Origin of the sequence: Apibacter sp. B3919, from assembly GCF_026537405.1 — a bacterium.
Lineage (GTDB): Bacteria > Bacteroidota > Bacteroidia > Flavobacteriales > Weeksellaceae > Apibacter.
In genome coordinates this window covers 434,141-453,057 of the sequence record NZ_JAFNMG010000002.1, presented here as the reverse complement: position 1 = coordinate 453,057, position 18,917 = coordinate 434,141, and the positions used below count along the sequence as shown (strand labels likewise).

At 30.5% G+C, this 18,917-nt stretch carries 20 protein-coding genes; 11 read left to right on the top strand and 9 right to left on the bottom strand.

Features of this window, described 5'->3' with window-relative positions:
• Position 1: 1 nt before the first annotated feature.
• From J3U20_RS05375 to J3U20_RS05360, 4 genes are all read left to right on the top strand, one after another.
• Entirely contained in the window at positions 2-358 is a 357-nt protein-coding gene (locus tag J3U20_RS05375) for a DUF4258 domain-containing protein (RefSeq protein ID WP_160541931.1), read from the top strand.
• Between the two features lie 81 nt (positions 359-439).
• On the top strand, positions 440-1,294 hold the full coding sequence (gene accD / locus J3U20_RS05370; protein WP_105298041.1) for an acetyl-CoA carboxylase, carboxyltransferase subunit beta: 855 nt from the start codon (positions 440-442) through the stop codon (positions 1,292-1,294).
• An 86-nt stretch (positions 1,295-1,380) separates the two neighbouring features.
• On the top strand, positions 1,381-2,799 hold the full coding sequence (locus tag J3U20_RS05365) for a nucleoside recognition domain-containing protein (protein WP_221410875.1): 1,419 nt from the start codon (positions 1,381-1,383) through the stop codon (positions 2,797-2,799).
• A gap of 118 nt (positions 2,800-2,917) precedes the next feature.
• The gene (locus J3U20_RS05360) at positions 2,918-3,589 is read left to right on the top strand and encodes a DedA family protein (RefSeq protein ID WP_160541930.1); all 672 of its coding nucleotides are present in this window, start codon (positions 2,918-2,920) and stop codon (positions 3,587-3,589) included.
• Positions 3,590-3,836: 247 nt separating this feature from the next.
• Here the strand turns inward: J3U20_RS05360 and J3U20_RS05355 are convergent, their stop codons facing one another.
• Positions 3,837-4,439, bottom strand: a complete 603-nt coding sequence (locus tag J3U20_RS05355) for an RNA polymerase sigma factor (protein ID WP_105298044.1) — start codon at positions 4,437-4,439, stop codon at positions 3,837-3,839.
• A 321-nt stretch (positions 4,440-4,760) separates the two neighbouring features.
• On the opposite strand from J3U20_RS05355, the gene J3U20_RS05350 reads away from it, so the two are divergent.
• Both J3U20_RS05350 and J3U20_RS05345 read left to right on the top strand, forming a co-directional pair.
• Positions 4,761-5,141, top strand: coding sequence for an START-like domain-containing protein (locus J3U20_RS05350; RefSeq protein ID WP_105298045.1), 381 nt, complete (start codon positions 4,761-4,763; stop codon positions 5,139-5,141).
• 71 nt (positions 5,142-5,212) lie between these two features.
• A complete protein-coding gene (locus tag J3U20_RS05345; protein WP_160541929.1) occupies positions 5,213-6,022 on the top strand; it encodes an aminotransferase class IV in 810 nt (269 codons plus the stop codon).
• Between the two features lie 287 nt (positions 6,023-6,309).
• Here J3U20_RS05345 and J3U20_RS05340 read toward each other — a convergent pair whose 3' ends face one another.
• From J3U20_RS05340 to J3U20_RS05325, 4 genes are read right to left on the bottom strand one after another with little or no spacing between them, the layout of a single operon-like run.
• A complete protein-coding gene (locus tag J3U20_RS05340; RefSeq protein WP_160541928.1) occupies positions 6,310-7,011 on the bottom strand; it encodes an SAM-dependent methyltransferase in 702 nt (233 codons plus the stop codon).
• A gap of 2 nt (positions 7,012-7,013) precedes the next feature.
• Complete coding sequence (gene gldG, locus J3U20_RS05335; RefSeq protein ID WP_160541927.1) at positions 7,014-8,690, bottom strand: gliding motility-associated ABC transporter substrate-binding protein GldG; 1,677 nt, start codon at positions 8,688-8,690, stop codon at positions 7,014-7,016.
• A complete protein-coding gene (locus J3U20_RS05330; RefSeq protein ID WP_160541926.1) occupies positions 8,690-9,418 on the bottom strand; it encodes an ABC transporter permease subunit in 729 nt (242 codons plus the stop codon). Before J3U20_RS05330 ends, gldG begins: the two co-directional genes overlap by 1 nt.
• A 7-nt stretch (positions 9,419-9,425) precedes the next feature.
• Complete coding sequence (locus J3U20_RS05325) at positions 9,426-9,998, bottom strand: CopD family protein (protein ID WP_160541925.1); 573 nt, start codon at positions 9,996-9,998, stop codon at positions 9,426-9,428.
• A gap of 358 nt (positions 9,999-10,356) precedes the next feature.
• Here J3U20_RS05325 and J3U20_RS05320 point away from each other — a divergent pair, with 358 nt between their 5' ends.
• The 4 genes from J3U20_RS05320 to bla all read left to right on the top strand — a co-directional run bounded on the left by J3U20_RS05320 (position 10,357) and on the right by bla (position 13,904).
• Entirely contained in the window at positions 10,357-10,896 is a 540-nt protein-coding gene (locus tag J3U20_RS05320) for a YagU family protein (protein ID WP_160541924.1), read from the top strand.
• Between the two features lie 125 nt (positions 10,897-11,021).
• Entirely contained in the window at positions 11,022-12,386 is a 1,365-nt protein-coding gene (hisS, locus tag J3U20_RS05315; RefSeq protein ID WP_160541923.1) for a histidine--tRNA ligase, read from the top strand.
• A 137-nt stretch (positions 12,387-12,523) separates the two neighbouring features.
• Positions 12,524-12,958 carry a hypothetical protein gene (locus J3U20_RS05310; RefSeq protein ID WP_160541922.1) on the top strand — a complete coding sequence of 145 codons (435 nt, stop codon included), beginning with the start codon at positions 12,524-12,526 and terminating at the stop codon, positions 12,956-12,958.
• Between the two features lie 61 nt (positions 12,959-13,019).
• A complete protein-coding gene (bla, locus tag J3U20_RS05305) occupies positions 13,020-13,904 on the top strand; it encodes a class A beta-lactamase, subclass A2 (protein ID WP_160541921.1) in 885 nt (294 codons plus the stop codon).
• An 85-nt stretch (positions 13,905-13,989) separates the two neighbouring features.
• Here the strand turns inward: bla and J3U20_RS05300 are convergent, their stop codons facing one another.
• On the bottom strand, positions 13,990-14,274 hold the full coding sequence (locus tag J3U20_RS05300; RefSeq protein WP_160541920.1) for a hypothetical protein: 285 nt from the start codon (positions 14,272-14,274) through the stop codon (positions 13,990-13,992).
• 160 nt (positions 14,275-14,434) lie between these two features.
• On the opposite strand from J3U20_RS05300, the gene J3U20_RS05295 reads away from it, so the two are divergent.
• Positions 14,435-14,842, top strand: coding sequence for a helix-turn-helix domain-containing protein (locus J3U20_RS05295; RefSeq protein WP_105298055.1), 408 nt, complete (start codon positions 14,435-14,437; stop codon positions 14,840-14,842).
• Between the two features lie 167 nt (positions 14,843-15,009).
• On the opposite strand, the gene lpdA is transcribed toward J3U20_RS05295, so the two are convergent.
• The 3 genes from lpdA to J3U20_RS05280 form a co-directional block, all read right to left on the bottom strand.
• The gene (gene lpdA, locus J3U20_RS05290) at positions 15,010-16,413 is read right to left on the bottom strand and encodes a dihydrolipoyl dehydrogenase (protein WP_160541919.1); all 1,404 of its coding nucleotides are present in this window, start codon (positions 16,411-16,413) and stop codon (positions 15,010-15,012) included.
• Between the two features lie 155 nt (positions 16,414-16,568).
• A complete protein-coding gene (locus J3U20_RS05285; RefSeq protein WP_160541918.1) occupies positions 16,569-17,123 on the bottom strand; it encodes a YcxB family protein in 555 nt (184 codons plus the stop codon).
• Positions 17,124-17,295: 172 nt separating this feature from the next.
• A complete protein-coding gene (locus J3U20_RS05280) occupies positions 17,296-18,834 on the bottom strand; it encodes a glycine--tRNA ligase (RefSeq protein WP_160541917.1) in 1,539 nt (512 codons plus the stop codon).
• Between the last annotated feature and the right edge of the window lie 83 nt (positions 18,835-18,917).

Genomic DNA, 18,917 nt, shown 5'->3' with positions numbered 1-18,917 from the left:
CATGTCATTTTCTAAAAGATTAAGACTCTATCTTACGGGTTTTTTTATGGGTCTTATATTTATATTATTTGTATTTGGTAATAAGGTATTTTCTTGGTCATATTTGCCCAATGACAGGGTTTTAGCCGAAATACAAACCAAACCTTTAAAATTTTCAAATCAAAGTCTGGAAAGTCTTAAACTAAAAAAAATATCTCTCAATTTTATAAAAGATACAGTTCTTAGTAAAGGTAAAATAAATTTTAAGATGAGTAATGCTAAAGCATTGCCTTGTCCTCATTATGTCCTTCATTATGAAAGCTTAAAAGTTACATTTACTAAATGCAAAGACACGGTAGTTATAAACACGATTGATTAATCCTATTAAGGATTTTTTAACATAAAATTCCGTTTGTACAATTTTTTCCTATATTTACAATCTAAATGTAAAACAGAATATATGAGATGGTTTACTAGACAGAAAAAAAACATCAGTACTGACATTAGCGAAAAGAGGGAGGTTCCTGAGGGATTATATTATAAAACTCCATCCGGGAAAATTATTGAAACTGATCAATTAACAGCTAATTTCTATGTAAGTCCGGAAGATGATTTTCATGTTAGAATTGGTAGTTCCCAATATTTCCAAATTTTATTTGATAATGGTAAATTTAAAGAACTTGACGTAAAAGTTCACAGCAAAGATTCATTAAATTTCGTCGATTCCAAACCGTATAAAGATCGATTAAAGGAAGCACAATCTAAAACTAATTTAACTGAAGCCATAAGAAATGCGGTAGGTAAAGTAAATGGAAAAGAAATTTATATTTCTTGTATGGACTTTAGTTTCATCGGAGGGTCTGTAGGATCTGCGGTTGGAGAAAAAATTAGAAGAGCCATCGATTACTGTATTAAAAATAAATTACCATATGTAATTATAAGTCAATCCGGAGGTGCTAGAATGCAAGAAGCAGGGCTATCTTTGATGCAATTGGCAAAGGTTGAAGCTAAATTAGCTCAATTAAGTGATGCCGGACTTCCTTATATATCTGTACTAACAGATCCAACCTTTGGAGGAATAACCGCTTCATATGGTTCTACCGGTGATATTATAATTGCTGAACCCGGCGCATTAATCGGATTTGCAGGACCAAGAGTAATTAAAGAAACTATCGGAAAAGATTTACCTCCTGGTTTCCAATCTTCTGAATTCCTTTTAGAAAAAGGCTTTATAGACATTATAGCACACAGAAAAGATTTAAAAAATACCATTTCACATTGTGTTGACATGTTAATGAATAAAGAAGTTAAATAAAATATAAATAACAAAGAAAAAGCTAATAATTATTAGCTTTTCTTTTTTTAATCCATTACCTAAAAATTTATAATCTCCTCAAATAAATGACCCTTAATTATATTTGGATTGCCTTTATTATCTTATCTTTCTTTGTAGGAATTCTTAAGTTCCTGTTTTTAGGAGATACGGTAATCTTTAAACATATGGTTGACGGGTTGTTTAGTACTACCAAAGTTGCAGTAATGGATATAGCTTTGCCTTTGGCAGGAATGATGACTTTCTGGTTAGGAATAATGAAAATTGGTGAAAATGCAGGTGCTATACGTTTTCTCTCTAAACTGGTATCTCCTTTTTTTTCCAAATTATTTCCTTCCATTCCCAAAGGTCATCCTGCAATAGGAAATATGATGATGAATTTTAGTGCAAATCTTCTTGGACTGGATAATGCCGCCACTCCTTTAGGATTAAAAGCAATGGACAGTTTGCAAACACTGAATACTAAAAAAGATACTGCAACGGATGCACAGATCATGTTTTTAGTTTTGCATACCTCGGGACTAACATTAATCCCGACTTCCATTATGCTCTACCGTTATTTAAATGGCGCACAAGATCCCACCGATATATTCGTACCGTGTATTGTTGGAACTTTTTGCACTACTTTATTTGGTATAATTATAGTAGGAATTAAACAACGCTTAAACCTATTTAGTCGCCAAATATTGATTGGTTTACTAGGAGCTCTAGTAATGATTTTTGGGCTTTCATACTTCATTAAATATTCCACAGATTCTCGGACAAAATATGCTGTTGAGTATGTATCTCATATCACCCCTCAAACTGTATCCGGTGAAAATGTAACTACAGAAGATTTCGTTAAATTATATCCTGATTCATTTCAGAAGGAGATTAACATAAAAGATAAAAAAATAACTCCTGAGTTGATCCGTAAAACTAACCAAGAATATATAAATTTTGAGCGTGGTACAGCCTCTCGAGTGATTAGCAACGTACTTTTATTACTAATCCCCGTTGTATTTATTACAGGCGCTTTTATAAAAAAAATAAATGTTTTTGATAGTTTTATTGAAGGTGCTAAAGAAGGTTTCGGAGTATCTGTAAAAATAATTCCTTATTTAGTAGCCATGTTAGCTGCTATCAGTTTATTGAGAACCAGCGGGATAATGGATTATCTAATTAATTCTATTTCTTATTGCTTATCCTCGTTACATATCAATACCGATTTTTTACCTGCACTACCTACTGCTTTAATGAAGCCCCTTAGTGGGAGTGGTAGCCGTGCATTAATGATTGAGGCCATGCAAAATTATGGTGCTGATTCTTTTGTAGGAAGACTTACCTGTATATTTCAGGGAAGTGCAGATACTACTTTCTATATAGTTGCTCTTTATTTTGGAAGTGTAGGTATTAAAAGAATTAGATATTCTCTTTCTGCAGGTTTGCTGACCGATTTATTAGGCGTAATTACGGCAATTTTTATTACCTATTATTTCTTTGGGTAGCCATTAACTATAAATATGTTAATTTTTTTAACACATCATCGAACTCCTATAACAATATTTTTCTTAATTAAATATTAATATCTTTGCACCTGTTAATATTTAATTTTTCTTTGTTCCTATGAATGATTTTAGTTGGGGCCAATTAGTTAATCCGGAGTTTTATATAAAGTTAGGCGGTATTTATTTAGTTTTATTTATAGTTTTTGCTGAAACGGGTCTCTTTGCCGGATTTTTCCTTCCCGGAGATAGTTTATTATTCCTCTCAGGTATATACAGTAAGGAGTTAATTCGAGAAATTTTTTATATTGAATCAGATTTTTTAAGTGTTTTTTTATTATCGTGCTTAATTTCAATTGCCGGTATAATTGGCAACGAAATAGGTTATTGGTTTGGAAAAAAAAGCGGAACTTATCTTTATAATAAAAAAGATACCTTTTTATTCAAAAAAAAATATCTTTTCCAAGCAAAAGAATTTTATGAAAAACATGGGGGAAGAGCAATTATTCTTGCTCGGTTTTTACCTATTTTAAGAACATTTGCACCTATAATTGCCGGAATTGTTCAAATGAATAAGGGTAAATACTTATTTTATAATGTTTTAGGATCAACGGCTTGGTCTTTTTCCTTATTATTTGCAGGACATTACCTTTATCAAATATTCCTTAAGGAATTTAATTTTGATTTGAAACGTCATATTGAAACTATTGTATTAGTAATGGTAATAGTAACCACCGCTCCTGTTGTAGTTAAGTTATTTTTCCAAAAAAATAATGATATTTCAGAAAATTAATGTAAAAAACTAATAGATATATATAATTTTTGAAATTATATATATCTACCAGCTGCTTTTAATTGCAATAAATTATTGACTGTTTAATTTTACTTAATTCAATAATTTTTATACTTTTTGAAAAGTTTAGAATTAAATTTATAGTATATTCGGAAGGACCTCTCCTTTCATTTGACAAATTAATAGATTTTTTATACATTGAATATTGTTCTTTACTAGTTATTATAGTATAGATAACGATATTAAATTAAATTTTATTATTATAAATGAATGTTAAATTTTTGGTCTCAATTAGTTTTCTTAGATTTAAAATTGCATATCTCATTCTACCTAATGCCGTATTAATTCCGACATTTGTTTCTTCTGCAATTTCTTTGAAGCTTAAACCTTTATAAAAGCGTAATTCTAAAACTTCTTTTTGATCTTCAGACAGCTCATTTATAAGTCTTTTAAGATCCAGGTTAATTTGCTCATTTATTATTAAATCCTCTATGGAAAGTTCGGATACTTTTACAAAATCAAATATATTATAATCCTCATTCTGTCCACTGGATTCATTAATTATTTTCGTTTTATTCGAAACCCTAAAATGATCGATAATTAAATTATGTGAAATTCTCAAAACCCATGGTAGAAACTTCCCCTCTTCGTTATATTTTTTCTCCTTAAGAGTTAATATAACTTTTATAAAAACATCTTGAAATAGATCTTCAGCTAACTCCGGGTTATTAACCTTTCGATTGATATAATTATATATCTTTAACTTATGCCTATCCAACAATGTTTTAAGAGCATTTTCATTTCCATTAATATAAGAATGAACTAATTCACAGTCAGTTCTTTTTATCATTACTTATGATATTTGTTAGTTAATAGAGTAAAATTTTATTCTATATATCTAATAATTTCAATTTTCTAACAAGACAACTTCTTAGGGAACAAATGTATATATAAAATTTTAAAAAAACCTAAAAAATGTTAATGAAATTATAATATTTTATTCATGCAACATAAAATTGATTTATTTTTTTCTTATTTATACTGCAAAATTCTACTATTACTATCAAAACTTAAATACCATGAAATAAAATCAAAACTTTTTCATTAAGCAATATAATTTTTAAAATATAGAACAAATTTATATATTGCAACTTGAAATCTAAATATTAATATGAATAAGATAAAATACCAATTAGAATTTGCAATGAAATGTTCCACTACTCTTTTGTTTGAATATATTGGAACTTCTTCAGGTATGAGTGAGTGGTTAGCAGATGACGTAATTGAAAGAGGAGATAAATTTACTTTTGTTTGGGGTGATCAAGAAGAATCAGCCAACTTAATACGATATAAAGAAGAATCTTTTGTGCGTTTCAGATGGGAAGAAGATGAAGGAACGAAATATTTTTGGGAACTTGCCATACATGTTGATGATGTAACCAGTGACGTTGCTCTTGTAATTACTGATTTTGCCGAAGAAAGCGATTTAGAACACTCAAAATTATATTGGGAAAATTTAATTGAAGACCTAAAAAAGATTATAGGTTCTTAAATAATATAATTACTCCCCGTATTAGGGCCAATAAAAAAAACCACTAACACAAAAAATACTAATGATTTAGTATGAAAATTATTTTCAATCAAAAATGTATTGAAGAAAATCAATTAGTAATCAATTACACTGAAAACAATTATTTTTCCGGGGATTTTGTAAACGGTTTCTGTTGGCTATTTCAAAATAAACTCCTCTATTGGGAATATGTATATTTCCAATTGATGGCATCCATGAGAAAAATGAGGATAGATATACCTCTAGCTTTTACTCCGGAATTATTTGAAGATCAAATTAAAATACTCTCTGAGAAATTAAACACCACAGAAGGTAGAGTAAAAATAACAATCTATAGAAATATCCAAAATCATCCCCCTTCATTTATAATACAAATTTTACCCCATAAAAATTTCTTTGTAACTACTGAAAATGAAGTTGATGTTTATAAAGAAATTCTTATATATCCCAATTTATTGTCAGATTTATTAATTTATCAGCCTCTTAATAGCATAGCAGAACAATATGCAATAGAAAATGAGTTACAGGACGTTATTTTGCTGAATAGTGAAAAAAGAATAGCTAGATCTGTATTAGGCAATATATTTTTAATTCAAGATAATATGATAGTTTCCCCTCCCACTACGGAAGGTGCCATCCAATCTGTTTTAAAGAAAAATTACATCCTTTTTCTACGAGAAAAAACAAATTACATCTTTAAAGAAGCACCAATATCTCCTTTCGAAGCTCAATCTGCAGATGAATTTTTTATTCTTAGTGATGAAAATGGATTACTGCCCGTTACCCGGTTGAGAAAAAAAGTTTTTAAAAAAGATCAAACTCGTTTATTGACAAAAAAGTTTATCGGTTATTCTTTAGAATAGTTGGTAACTCAAAACATCTGTTTTTGTTTTAAATAAAAAAAGGTCGCATAAGCGACCTCAAACTAAAACCACAAAAAAATGAGAAAGCGATTACATTTAAGTAATCATGTCTTGAAAGATCATTAAAAATCTTTTTAAAGATATCTCTTACTTTCTTGATGCAAAAATAATCTAATTATGGTTCTATAAAGGGTTTTATCAATAAAATTATTTTATAGTGTAAATAGTACGTTTTTTATTACCCCTCAATTTTAGATAGATAAACACGCTAAAGTGTAAAATAAAATTTAAGCTTGTACTATAAAAATGGTGGGTTCTTTGTGAAAATTTGGTTTTTTAGCTTTCCAATCTTTGCAATATAAAGTTTTAATAGATTCGTTGGGAAGAGTAACATTCGTGGCAATACATAAAGAAGTTTTTGGATTTAAGTATTTAATCAAGTCATCAAATAACGCTTGATTTCGATACGGAGTTTCCATAAATATTTGCGCTGATCCTTGATTTCTGCTCACCTTTTCAAGATTTACTATTGTCTTTTTCCTTTCATTAGAATCTATGGGAAGATAACCGTTAAAAGCAAAATTTTGACCATTTAAGCCACTGGCTATTAAGGCTAATATGATGGAAGAAGGACCTGTAATAGGAACTACTCGAATATCGTGTCTGTGACACCAAGAAACTAAAATATTACCCGGATCTGCTATGCAAGGTAATCCCGCTTCTGAAATTAATCCAACATCCTCCCCGTTTTTCAAAGGCTGTGAAAGATATTCCAATTCCTCTTCCGTGGTTCTTTTATCTAATATTGAAATACTTAATTCGCTTTGGATTATATCCGGACATAAAAATTTAATAAATTTTCTGGCCGATTTTTGATTTTCAGCAACAAAAAATTTTAACGTATGTAATAATTCGATTTCTCTCGGAGAAAATATATCTTTGGGTGAAGTTTCACCTAAATAGGCAGGAAGTAAATATAATACAGCCATAATTATTTTTTACTAAACTTTTTTCTTCTTACAAATATAAACGAACCTCCTACGATACTGATTAAAACGATAGGAACCCCTAAATTTAACCATTGCCAATACGTTTTTTCCTGAACAATTAGAGGCTTATTCAACATTCTCATTTGTACCGTCCTGTTTCTTAAAAGCATTAAACCGTGATCATCTAATAAATAGTCCAGGGCGTTTATTAAAAATTCTTCGTTTCCATAAGTAATACCTGTTGAATAATCAAAACCTAAAGGCAAAGGTTGACCTTTTATCACCTGATTTCTTGCTATGTCACCATCGGATATAACGATCATCTTATTATTGTTTGACCGGTCCACAAAATTTTTAATTCCACTAGACTCTATCCTATCCTTGTATGCAGAGGTAAATTTCCCTTCAAGCAAAACTGCCAATATTTTAGGCCCTTTATTGTATTCGTTCCAATTTACATTTTCTCTTTCAAATAACTTTGCTTCTTCAAGTGATATATAAGAGGGTACTCCTTGAAGCGCGGTATAGGAAGAACTTTGATAGAGAATTGTTTTTTTAACTCCGGGAGTATCTAAGGTATCTATGGAAGTAGGAAACTGAAAGTATACCGGATTAATATTTTTGGTTATCGGATGATTATTCAAGGATAATCCCATAGGAAAATATACCCAAGGTACTCTTGCATTTTGTGCATTTCCTTGTATTTCTCCAACCTGTAAATTTATATAGGTAGGATTTTTTATATCCTTAACAATTCCGGAATTTATCCTTACTCCGTAAGAAAATAATAAATCAGTTAAATTAAGATCATACGGATAAGCCAATATTTTACTGGACTTAAGCAAAGTATCCATTTCGGCATTAACTTGATCAATTGCCCATAGTGTTTTACCTCCACTCATGATATATTGGTCAATCGTTAATTTTTCCTTATCAGTAAAAGCCTTTCTTGGTTTAGCAATCAGTATGGCGTCAAATTTCTTAAGAGTTGGTAAATCCTGAAGTGACAGTGTCTGACTATCTTTAGGAAAAATAGGTCCGAAGTTATAACTTTGATGAATCCTATTAGCCAGGCTGAACATTTCCAATCGGTTCAGTTCTTTTTGATTTACTAAAATGCCTACACTTTTCAAACGTTTATTGGATAACTTATCAATAGCACTTATAAAACCGTATTCCAAATTTTCGATAGATTTAGCCATTTGCTCATCTCCTGTTATTCCTGCTTGTGAAATTATTAACGGTACTGTTTGCCCATTGCCTTTATATTTTATAGTTGCATAAGGAAATAAAATTAGTTGAGATGATGCTCCATCTTTTTCAACCCGCAAAGCCGAAGGAGCCATACCCATAGCTTCTAATGTCTCTTGTGATAATTTTTCCTTTATTGGATCTATTAATTGAAAATTAATATTGGAATTTAACCTTTTAAATTCATCCAGCAGACTGAGGGTTTCAGACTGCAGTTGTTTAAAATCTGCAGGAAAATCTCCTTCTAAATATACATCAATCTGCATGGGCTCATCAATTTTTTTTAATATTTGACGAGTACTTTCAGTTAACGTATATCGTTTATCCGAAGTTAAGTCAAACCTTTTATAAAAAAAACCACTAGCCAATATAAGCCCTGCAATAAGTAGTAATACTAAGCTAATATTTATCTTTTTTAAATATCTCATTACTTTTTGCTGTTGATTATTCGAATCGATAATAAAAGAAATCCAACTATTACAAAGATAAAATAACCTATATCTCTTGTATCAACGATCCCTTTTGTAAAACTGGTATAATGTTGAAAAAATCCTATTTTTTGCAGGGTATAATCTAAATTTCCTAACAGATTATACGATGCCAAATTTTCAAATCCATAAAAACAAATAAAACAAAAAAAGACACCCGTTACAAACGCTAATACCTGATTTTTTACTAAGGAAGAACAAAAAATACCAATTGAAGCAAAGGTCATAGACAAAAAGAGTAATCCGATATATCCGCTAACAATGATTCCTGAATCTATATTTCCTTTCGGTATACTTAAATTATTAATCGTATAAACATAGGTAAAAGTAGGAAGTAAAGAAAATAAGACTAGAACTAGAATCGCCCAATATTTACCTAAAACAATAGATGAAACAGACAATGGTTGAGAAAATAACCAGACCAAAGTACCGTTTTGCTCTTCTTCCGCAATGCTTTTCATTGTCAAAGCAGGTAATAGGAACATCAATACCCAGGGAGCAAGTATAAAAAAGTTATTTAATGTAGCTAATCCTACATTGAAAACATTAAAATCATTATCGAAAAACCATAAAAATAACGAACAGATTAACAAGAAAGCAGCCGAAACAATATAAGCGCCTAATGTTCCAAAATATGCCCAAAGTTCTTTTTTAAAAATTGAAAACATACGATTCTTACTTTTTCTTTTTTCTGTTAACTAATTTTACAACCAACATAATTACAAGAACTAAAACAATAAAACTGATCAATAAGCTTAGCCACATTCCCATAAAATATTGTTTAAAAATAACTATAAATATTACGGCAAATAAAATAATAGTAGCAACTTCATTCATCATACGGAGCTTAATAGAGGTTGTAATGAATTTTCCGGCCTTTATCCTCCTAATACACCTCCAACTCCAGTAATGATATAGAGCCAATGCTCCAACAAATACCAGCTTAATATGGAACCAAGGTTCTCTTAAAATGTAAAAAGTAATATCCCCGCGAGTATTAATCATCATTAATGTTCCGGTAATAAGCATTATAATTCCTGCCGGAACCGTTATGATATCCCATAAACGAGAAATCATATATATGTATTGCTTTCTAAGAATCTCACGCTCAAGCTCCGGTTTTTCATTGGTATCTATAAAATAAACAAATAAACGTATTAAGTAAAAAATCCCCGCAAAATAGCTTACCATAAAAATAATGTGAATCGCTTTTAAGGCAAAATAACTGGGAATATCAGGAATATGCATTATACAATCAATTTTGAATGCGAATTTAATAAATTTAATATTATCAATACTTTAATATATAACCCTGTGAACAGGCTATATATACACACCATATATATTTAAGCTAAAATTAAAGTTCTTTGAATATTTGAATAATTGATATAATTTTTGTTAATAAAGAAATAAGTAAATATTGCTTAACCATTCTATCAATTTCATAAATAAAATTGTAATAAAATTAGTATTATACTGAATAAATGTAAAATTTTAGGCATTTTTTTTGAAAATAACTTTAAACATATGTATTTAGATAGCATACATCAGTATCAAAAAATTGTGTTATTATTTCAATTAATTAATCATTTATATAATTCTGTTTATGAAAAATGCTTTACATCCTAAGAAAAATGTTGCCGTATGGGTAGGAATCATTTCAGGAATCATTTCAGGTTTTATCAAATTCGGTTGGGAAGTTCCTTTTCCTCCCCGTACTCCCGAAAGAGATATGACCAATCCACCACAACACCTCCTGGAACAACTGGGAATGTCTCATGACCTCTCCCATCTCATGTATTATTTTAATGATAATCCGCGACCGATCATGAGCTTTATTATTCATTTTTCCTTCTCAATTATCTGTGCAATATTCTATTGCATAGTTGCAGAATATTATCCTAAAATTAAATTATGGCAGGGAACTGCCTATGGAATATTTATTTTCATAATGTTTCATATTATTATAATGCCAATACTGGGAACGGTACCTGCCCCGTGGGATCAGCCTTTTGCAGAACATTTCTCTGAATTTTTCGGACATGCGTTCTGGACCTGGATAATTGAAATTACGCGTAGAGATTTACGAAACCGAATTACGAAACAACCGGATTCCGAAATCCCTCTTACTTCTCCTTTCAGGTAAAAATTTTATATTTCAACATACATGTAAAAAAGGAGCATATATTTTATGCTCTTTTTTTACCTTATTTACCTAAAAAAAAATCAAAACATTTCTATACCTTTGTTTTCAAAATAAGACATAAAGAAATGAAACCCGGAATTCCTAAAGGCACCAGAGATTTTACCGCTAAAGAATTACAAAAGAGAAGATACATAATTACTAAGTTACAATCCAATTTTGAAAAATTTTGCTTTCAACCGTTGGAAACTCCTTCTTTTGAAAATTTAGATACATTGACCGGTAAATATGGAGAAGAAGGAGATCGTTTAATTTTTAAAATATTAAACAGCGGTGATTTTCTAGCTGAAGCGAAAAAAAAGAATCCGGATATGTCTCAATGGAGTTCCAAAAATATAATCGGTTCTATTTCAGAAAAAGCTTTGCGGTATGATCTTACCGTACCTTTTGCACGTTACGTTGCCATGAATCACGGGCAACTTCCCCTACCTTTCAAAAGATACCAAATACAACCGGTGTGGAGAGCAGATCGACCTCAAAAAGGACGATATCGTGAATTTTATCAGTGCGATGCCGATATCGTTGGTTCAGCCAGTTTGTGGCATGAAGTAAATCTTACTTTATTATATGATTCGGCTTTTTCGGATTTACATATTCCTATTGAAATTCATATAAACAACCGAAAGTTATTGGCAGCTATTGCTCAATATGCATCTATCGAAAATCAATTAATCGATTTTACCGTTGCTTTGGACAAGTTAGACAAAATTGGTTTAGATAAAGTTTTAGAAGAAATGTCAACTAAAGGCATTGGACAAGATTCTTTACAAAAACTTATTCCGATTATTGAACTTTCGGGAACTTTTGAAGAAAAAATTTCGCAACTGAAAGATATACTCATAGATATTGAAATAGGGCAAGAAGGTATTCAAGAGATGGAATTTATTTACAATCGGGTAAAAGAAATTGGTCTTAACTCTGCGGAAATGGTTTTCAACTTGACCCTAGCGCGAGGTTTGGATTATTATACCGGAACTATTTATGAAGTGAAAGCTAAAAATATCTCCATGGGATCAATTGGCGGAGGTGGACGATATGACAATCTCACCGAAATATTCGGCGTTAAAAACATGCCGGGAGTAGGTATTTCTTTCGGATTAGACCGAATATATTTGGTTATGGAAGAACTTAATCTTTTCCCTGAGGCTACATTACATCAAAAACAAATTCTCTTTTTCAATTTCGGTGAAAATGAATGTCTTCAAGCATTGAAACTAATTAAAGAACTTAGAAGTAAAAACATTGCTTGTGATTTATATCCTGAAAAATCTAAACTTCAAAAACAATTCAGCTACGCAGAAAAAAAGGAAATATCTTTTGTAGCCTTTTATGGAGAAGATGAAATTAATACGAATACAGTAACACTTAAAAATATAAAAACGGGCGATCAGAAAAATTTATCTATTGATGAAATTGAAGAATTTTTATCTTAATTTTAATTAATTTTACCTCAAATGATTTACGAAATTACAGTTATGTAGCTAGTAATTAAACACATAAAAGCTTTTAAAACTGGCATATTTTTAGATTGGTTTTATTTGTTAATTAATTTAATAAAACCAAAATAATAATGAACAAGTTTTTAACCTTAGCATTTCTAGTAATGCTGTCTACTTCTGCCTTTGCTCAATCCGGAAGAAAAGAAATGAATAAAGAATACGGCAGACAATATAAAGAGATAGGCAAAAATCAAAATTTATCCGGATACGAAAAAGCACAAAAAAAACGTGAACTTTCACTTCAACAAAAACAAGATAATTTAAATTACTCGAACTCTCATGATCATGCATACGATCACCACTCAGAGCTTGCCGACAAAAAGAAAAAAGAATTAGACGCTAAAATTGATCAATTAGAAGAAAGATATAAAAGAGATAAAGAAAGAATTGAAAATAACCGTCAATTAAGCAAAAATGAAATAAAAATTCAAAAAAACGAACTTGAAAGAACATATAAAGATAAAAAAAATGCATTAGTTAGAGAAAAGAAAGCAATTAAGAAATAAATTTTATTAATGAAATAAAAAATAATTTCTTTATTTAAAAAATTGCATTTAACTTTATCTTATGAAATATTTTAAATTACTATTTTTTCTTTCAATGCCTTTTTGTGTTCTACAAGCGCAAATGCAAAGTTTAGAAAAAAAAATTCATTCCATTACTAAGAATAAGAAAGCCACTGTGGGAGTGGCCGTAATTTTCGACGGAAAAGATACCTTAACAGTCAATAACGATATGGAGTATCCGGCGATGAGCGTTTTCAAATTTCATCAAGCACTTGCTTTGTTGGACTACATGAACAAAAATTTACTTTCTTTGGAATCTAATTTATATCTGAAAAAATCAGACATAAAAAAAGATACTTACAGTCCTTTAGCAAAAGAGTACCCGGAAGGTAATTTTACTATTCCTATTGGCGATTTGTTAAATTATACGGTTTCCAAAAGTGACAACAACGCCTCTGATGCTTTATATTATTATATGAGTGGTACTAAAATGACAGATCTGTATTTACGTACACTAGGAAGTAAAAATTTTTCCATTCAAGCAACCGAAGAGGAAATGAGCAAAGATTTTAATAACCAATATATAAATTGGACGACTCCGTTGGAAGCTGCTCGTTTATTGGATATTTTTATAAATAAAGACATCTTTTGTAAAAACTATAAAGATTTCTTATTCCAAGCAATGACAGAATCTGAAACAGGTTCGGATAAGTTAAAAGCTCTTTTACCTAAAAAAGTTTTAATTGGACATAAATCCGGCAGTTCTTCCCGAAATTTGGAAGGTTTAAAAGCCGCCGATAATGACATCGGTTTTGTTTATTTACCCAATGGGAAACAATATTCTATTGCAGTATTTATTAAAGATTCCAAAGAAGATGATAAAACCAATGCTCGAATGATTGCCAATATTTCTCAGGTAGTATATAACTTTTATAAAAATAAATAATTTTTCATTTTGAAATTTTACATATATCAAACCGGAATGATTTTAAAAATCATTCCGGTTTTTTAAAACTAACAATAACTAGATATTACGCTATTTCCTTTCTAATTTCATCCAAAAATTCCAATTCGGAACGTGGAATTAATTTTTTAGCTATATCCAATAGATTATATATATCTGTACGCACCTCTTCTTCTAATTTTTCTTCTTTAAAAAACAACGATTTTTGTGAAATATGAATAATGGAGTAAAGCAAAGCTCCCAACTGCACATAATTTTCAAACACAAATCCCGATTCAAGATCCTCTGTTGCCGGAGCAGATTGTAAATAATGACGTGCTTTATCAAGCCAAAAATCTTTAGTATTTGTCATTCTCATTTGTTATTATACTGTCAAAATTAGCTCATTATTGATATGGTATTTTACAAGTACTTACTTGTATAATACAATTATTGAGATGTATTTCACAAATTCGTCGCTTTTAGCCGTATTTTTAGTATTTTTGTATACAATAAATAAATAGTAACAAAGAATGAAATTAGATATTGCTCCTCAAAAAACACATCATGGTAGAAATATCAAACGATTGCGCGAAATGTTAGGAATAAAACAAGAGGCGATCGCTATTGATTTGGATATTACCCAACAATCCGTTTCTGAACTTGAGCAAAAAGAATTTATCGATGATTCTACACTAAAAAAAGTAGCCAAAACTCTTAATGTTCCGATTGATGCTATTAAAAACATGAATGATGAAGCAACTTTTAATTATATCAACACTTTTAATGATAAAGTAGAAAGTTCATTTTTAAATAATCCAATAAATTGTACTTTCAATCCTATTGATAAAATTGTAGAGCTCTATAATGAAAAGGAGGCTTTATATGAGCGCATGCTGAAAGAAAAAGATGAATTATTGGAAAAGTTATTGAATAAATAACGGATTTCAATTTAGATAATAGTTTAAAGAGGTTTTAGTGTTAAAATCTCTTTTTTTATTTTACTGATTTTTTTCAAATCATATGTTTTATTTAACTGAATTGATTAAAAATAAAAAAACACTCTCAAATACTGAAAGTGTTTTTTTAATCTAATGTTATAACTATTTTAACTGTGAATTGCTCTTTTTTCGGTAGCTTCTAAGGCAGCCTCTTTTATAGCTTCAGCATACGTAGGATGTGCATGGCTCATTCTAGCTATATCTTCAGCAGATGCTCGATATTCTAATAAAGTCACGGCATCCGCAATTAAATCGGCGGCACGAGCGGCTATCATATGAATTCCCAATACTTCATCGGTTGCCTCATCAGCCAATATTTTTACAAATCCGTCCGTATCGCCACTTGCTCGAGCCCTTCCTAATGCACGAATGGGAAATTGTCCTATTTTGTAACTACGCCCCTCCTCTAACAATTGTTCTTCTGTTTTTCCTACTCCTGCAACTTCCGGCCAGGTATATACCACAGCGGGTATAAGATTATAATCTATATGAGGTTTTTGTCCTGCTAACTGTTCGGCAACTAAAACTCCTTCTTCTTCCGCCTTGTGTGCCAACATAGGTCCACGAACCACATCTCCTATAGCATAAATATTCGGAATATTCGTTTGCAAATGTTCATTTACTTTTATTCTTCCTTGATCATCCAATTCAATACCTGCCTTTTCCAATCCAAGATTTTCAGTATAGGGTTTTCTTCCGACAGCGACTAAACAATAATCACCCTCAAACCTGATTTCCTTACCATTCTTTTCCACTGCTTGAACAAATATTTTATCTCCCTTACGTTCTATCTTGGTAACTTGAGTGGATAAAGAAAATTTCATTCCTTGTTTTTTTAACACTTTCAGTAATTCCTTAGATAAATCGCCATCCATTGTAGGAATTAACCGGTCTAAAAATTCTATGACGGTCACTTCTGCTCCCAACCTTTTGTATACAGATCCTAGTTCTAATCCGATAACTCCTCCCCCGATAACCAATAAATGCTTAGGTATTTCTTTAAGATTTAATGCCTCTGTTGAAGTGATCAAACGTTCTTTATCTGCGGGAGCAAACGGAAGGTTTGCAGGTTTAGAACCGGTGGCTATAATGAAATATCGAGCTTCCAGGTTTTTTATATTTCCTTTCTCATCTTTAACTTCCAATTGATTGGAAGACTTAAAAGTACCCATACCATGAAAAACCGTAATCTTATTTTTATCCATTAAATAATCGATTCCCTTACTTGTTTGTTCAACGACTTCATTTTTCCGTTGAATCATTCTGCTAAAATCAATCGTTGGCTTAGTAATTTCAATTCCGAAGTCTTTAAATTGGTGTAAAGCTTTATCATAAAGCTCGGAAGCATCTAACAAGGATTTGGAAGGAATACATCCCAAATGTAAACAGGTGCCTCCTAAATGGGAATATTTTTCTACCAATGCAGTTTTAAATCCTAATTGTGCACAACGAATGGCTGATACATACCCCCCGGGCCCCGATCCAATGATTACTATATCGAAATTATTCATGATTTATTTTTCTACTAGGTTGGAATTCAAAGATAAAAAATATACATTCAATTTATACATCTCACCTAAACAATTTTATAAATTTAAAATTACTTAGCCTATACCTTTACATAATGTATTAAATATAGTTAAACAGTAAAAGGTCTTGATCGAAATTATTTCCATTTCCAATCCAACATTCTTTTATACGGAATCGATTTTAATTCTGCTAAATCAGTAAGATTTTTAGTAAGTGAGTCTTTAGCCTCAATTTGAGATTTTGGAATAATAATATTTCTTCCCCTATCTAATTTTATAAAAAAATGCGAGGGAATTTCATAGATTAGTTCTATATTGGAAATAGGAATTTTTCCTTCATTTTCACCGTTGGAAAGGATTATATCATCCGTTGTAAAAGTAAGTCCAATGGTCTCTAATTGTGTTTTATTAAAATTTCGATAAACAAAACGTTTATAAAATCTTTTATATATCCAACGAGAATAAATCGGATAAATAAATATAAAACCAATTCCAAATACTCCAAAATAAGCTGCTAATGCATAGTTTTTTAAAAAAACAAAAATTACAGCAAGTACAAAAAAAGCGGAAGTCCATAAAAGTAGCCCTTTTTTCCTTTGTTGTTTTACTATTTCATTCATCGAAGCACTAAAAAGCTGATGAGTAAGATAATCATCTGCTGAAATTTTATAAGTATATGTATAATCTTTCATAATTGTAAATGTATGAAATCCGTCGAATTTATGTTAGTGATTTAATAAGTAAGAATGAGATACGTATAAATAAATATTCCTATCTCCCTATATTATAAAATTAATTTATAATTGAAAATAGTAAAAGATAGGAATAAGTATATGTCCCGTTAGTAACGGAAGCATATTATGGTTATATTTTCTTTAAAAGAGATTTTAATTCAACATTCTCTCCTAAAATAGTTCGTAAGGAATCTACTGAAACTCTTTCCTGTTTCATAGTATCTCTGTTTCTTATAGTAACAGTATGATCGGAAAGCGTGTCATGGTCAACGGTAATACAGTAAGGAGTACCGATAGCATCTTGTCTTCTATATCGTTTACCAATGGCATCTTTATCTTCATACATTACATTATAATCAAATTTCAAATCATTGAAAATCTTTTCTGCATATTCCGGCAATCCATCTTTTTTAAGTAATGGAAATATAGCAACTTTATTAGGCGCTAAAGCAGGAGGCAAACTTAAAACAACTCTTGATGAGCCATCTTCCAATGTTTCGTCTTTTAAACATTTAGATAAAAGAGCTAAAAACATTCGGTCTAATCCAATAGAAGTTTCCACTACATAAGGAACATAACTTTTATTTTGTTCCGGATCGAAATATTGAAGTTTTTTACCGGAATATTTTTCATGTGCCGATAAATCAAAATCAGTTCTGGAATGGATACCTTCCAATTCTTTAAATCCGAATGGAAAATTAAATTCAATATCAGTGGCAGCGTTTGCGTAATGCGCTAACTTTTCATGATCGTGAAATCTATAGTTATCTTTTCCCAATCCTAAAGCTAAATGCCAATTTAAACGTTTTTCTTTCCATTCTTTAAAATAAGACAATTCTGTGCCCGGAGGAACAAAAAATTGCATTTCCATCTGTTCAAACTCTCTCATCCTAAAAATGAATTGTCTTGCCACAATTTCATTTCTAAACGCTTTACCAATTTGTGCAATTCCAAAAGGTAATTTTTTTCTTCCTGTCTTTTGAACATTTAGGTAATTTACAAAAATTCCTTGTGCCGTTTCAGGTCTTAAATATAAATCGGTAGCAGAATCAGCAGTAGAGCCTAATTTTGTCCCAAACATTAAATTAAACTGACGAACTTCTGTCCAGTTTTTGGAACCTGTTTCGGGATCACCAATTTCCAGTTCTTCGATTAAAGCTTTAGTATCTGCTAAATTAGTTTCCAAAGATTTAGCTAATCTTTGTAAGATATCTGCTTTTTGCTTTCTATATTCTAAAACTTTAGAATTAGTAGTCTCAAACTGTTCCAAATCAAAAGCTTCTCCGAATCGTTTTCTTGCTTTTTCAATTTCTTTTTTGGCTTTATCTTCAAATTTCTCCGCAAAATCTTCCACTAAAACATCCGCACGAAATCTCTTTTTACTGTCTTTATTGTCAATTAACGGATCATTAAACGCATCAACATGACCGGAAGCCTTCCAAATAGTAGGATGCATAAATATAGCAGAATCCAATCCCAAAATATTTTCATTCAACTGCACCATTGCTTTCCACCAATACTGTTTAATATTGTTTTTTAATTCAACACCATTTTGACCGTAATCGTAAATGGCTGATAATCCGTCATAAACTTCACTGGAAGGAAAAACAAACCCATATTCCTTGGCATGGGCAACTACCTTTTTTAAAACATCTTCTTGAGATTTCATATATATACTTGGTTAGATATTTATATTCAACGTTCAAATTTACTATAAAAAATGAGATATTACCCTATAACTGTTATATACCT

What these genes read in the sequence shown, in the direction of transcription:
- J3U20_RS05375 (WP_160541931.1), top strand. Translation starts at nt 2, where the DNA reads ATGTCATTTTCTAAAAGATTAAGACTCTATCTTACGGGTTTTTTTATG.
- accD (WP_105298041.1), top strand. Translation starts at nt 440, where the DNA reads ATGAGATGGTTTACTAGACAGAAAAAAAACATCAGTACTGACATTAGC.
- J3U20_RS05365 (WP_221410875.1), top strand. Translation starts at nt 1,381, where the DNA reads ATGACCCTTAATTATATTTGGATTGCCTTTATTATCTTATCTTTCTTT.
- J3U20_RS05360 (WP_160541930.1), top strand. Translation starts at nt 2,918, where the DNA reads ATGAATGATTTTAGTTGGGGCCAATTAGTTAATCCGGAGTTTTATATA.
- J3U20_RS05355 (WP_105298044.1), bottom strand. Translation starts at nt 4,439, where the DNA reads ATGATAAAAAGAACTGACTGTGAATTAGTTCATTCTTATATTAATGGA.
- J3U20_RS05350 (WP_105298045.1), top strand. Translation starts at nt 4,761, where the DNA reads ATGAATAAGATAAAATACCAATTAGAATTTGCAATGAAATGTTCCACT.
- J3U20_RS05345 (WP_160541929.1), top strand. Translation starts at nt 5,213, where the DNA reads ATGAAAATTATTTTCAATCAAAAATGTATTGAAGAAAATCAATTAGTA.
- J3U20_RS05340 (WP_160541928.1), bottom strand. Translation starts at nt 7,011, where the DNA reads ATGGCTGTATTATATTTACTTCCTGCCTATTTAGGTGAAACTTCACCC.
- gldG (WP_160541927.1), bottom strand. Translation starts at nt 8,690, where the DNA reads ATGAGATATTTAAAAAAGATAAATATTAGCTTAGTATTACTACTTATT.
- J3U20_RS05330 (WP_160541926.1), bottom strand. Translation starts at nt 9,418, where the DNA reads ATGTTTTCAATTTTTAAAAAAGAACTTTGGGCATATTTTGGAACATTA.
- J3U20_RS05325 (WP_160541925.1), bottom strand. Translation starts at nt 9,998, where the DNA reads ATGCATATTCCTGATATTCCCAGTTATTTTGCCTTAAAAGCGATTCAC.
- J3U20_RS05320 (WP_160541924.1), top strand. Translation starts at nt 10,357, where the DNA reads ATGAAAAATGCTTTACATCCTAAGAAAAATGTTGCCGTATGGGTAGGA.
- hisS (WP_160541923.1), top strand. Translation starts at nt 11,022, where the DNA reads ATGAAACCCGGAATTCCTAAAGGCACCAGAGATTTTACCGCTAAAGAA.
- J3U20_RS05310 (WP_160541922.1), top strand. Translation starts at nt 12,524, where the DNA reads ATGAACAAGTTTTTAACCTTAGCATTTCTAGTAATGCTGTCTACTTCT.
- bla (WP_160541921.1), top strand. Translation starts at nt 13,020, where the DNA reads ATGAAATATTTTAAATTACTATTTTTTCTTTCAATGCCTTTTTGTGTT.
- J3U20_RS05300 (WP_160541920.1), bottom strand. Translation starts at nt 14,274, where the DNA reads ATGACAAATACTAAAGATTTTTGGCTTGATAAAGCACGTCATTATTTA.
- J3U20_RS05295 (WP_105298055.1), top strand. Translation starts at nt 14,435, where the DNA reads ATGAAATTAGATATTGCTCCTCAAAAAACACATCATGGTAGAAATATC.
- lpdA (WP_160541919.1), bottom strand. Translation starts at nt 16,413, where the DNA reads ATGAATAATTTCGATATAGTAATCATTGGATCGGGGCCCGGGGGGTAT.
- J3U20_RS05285 (WP_160541918.1), bottom strand. Translation starts at nt 17,123, where the DNA reads ATGAAAGATTATACATATACTTATAAAATTTCAGCAGATGATTATCTT.
- J3U20_RS05280 (WP_160541917.1), bottom strand. Translation starts at nt 18,834, where the DNA reads ATGAAATCTCAAGAAGATGTTTTAAAAAAGGTAGTTGCCCATGCCAAG.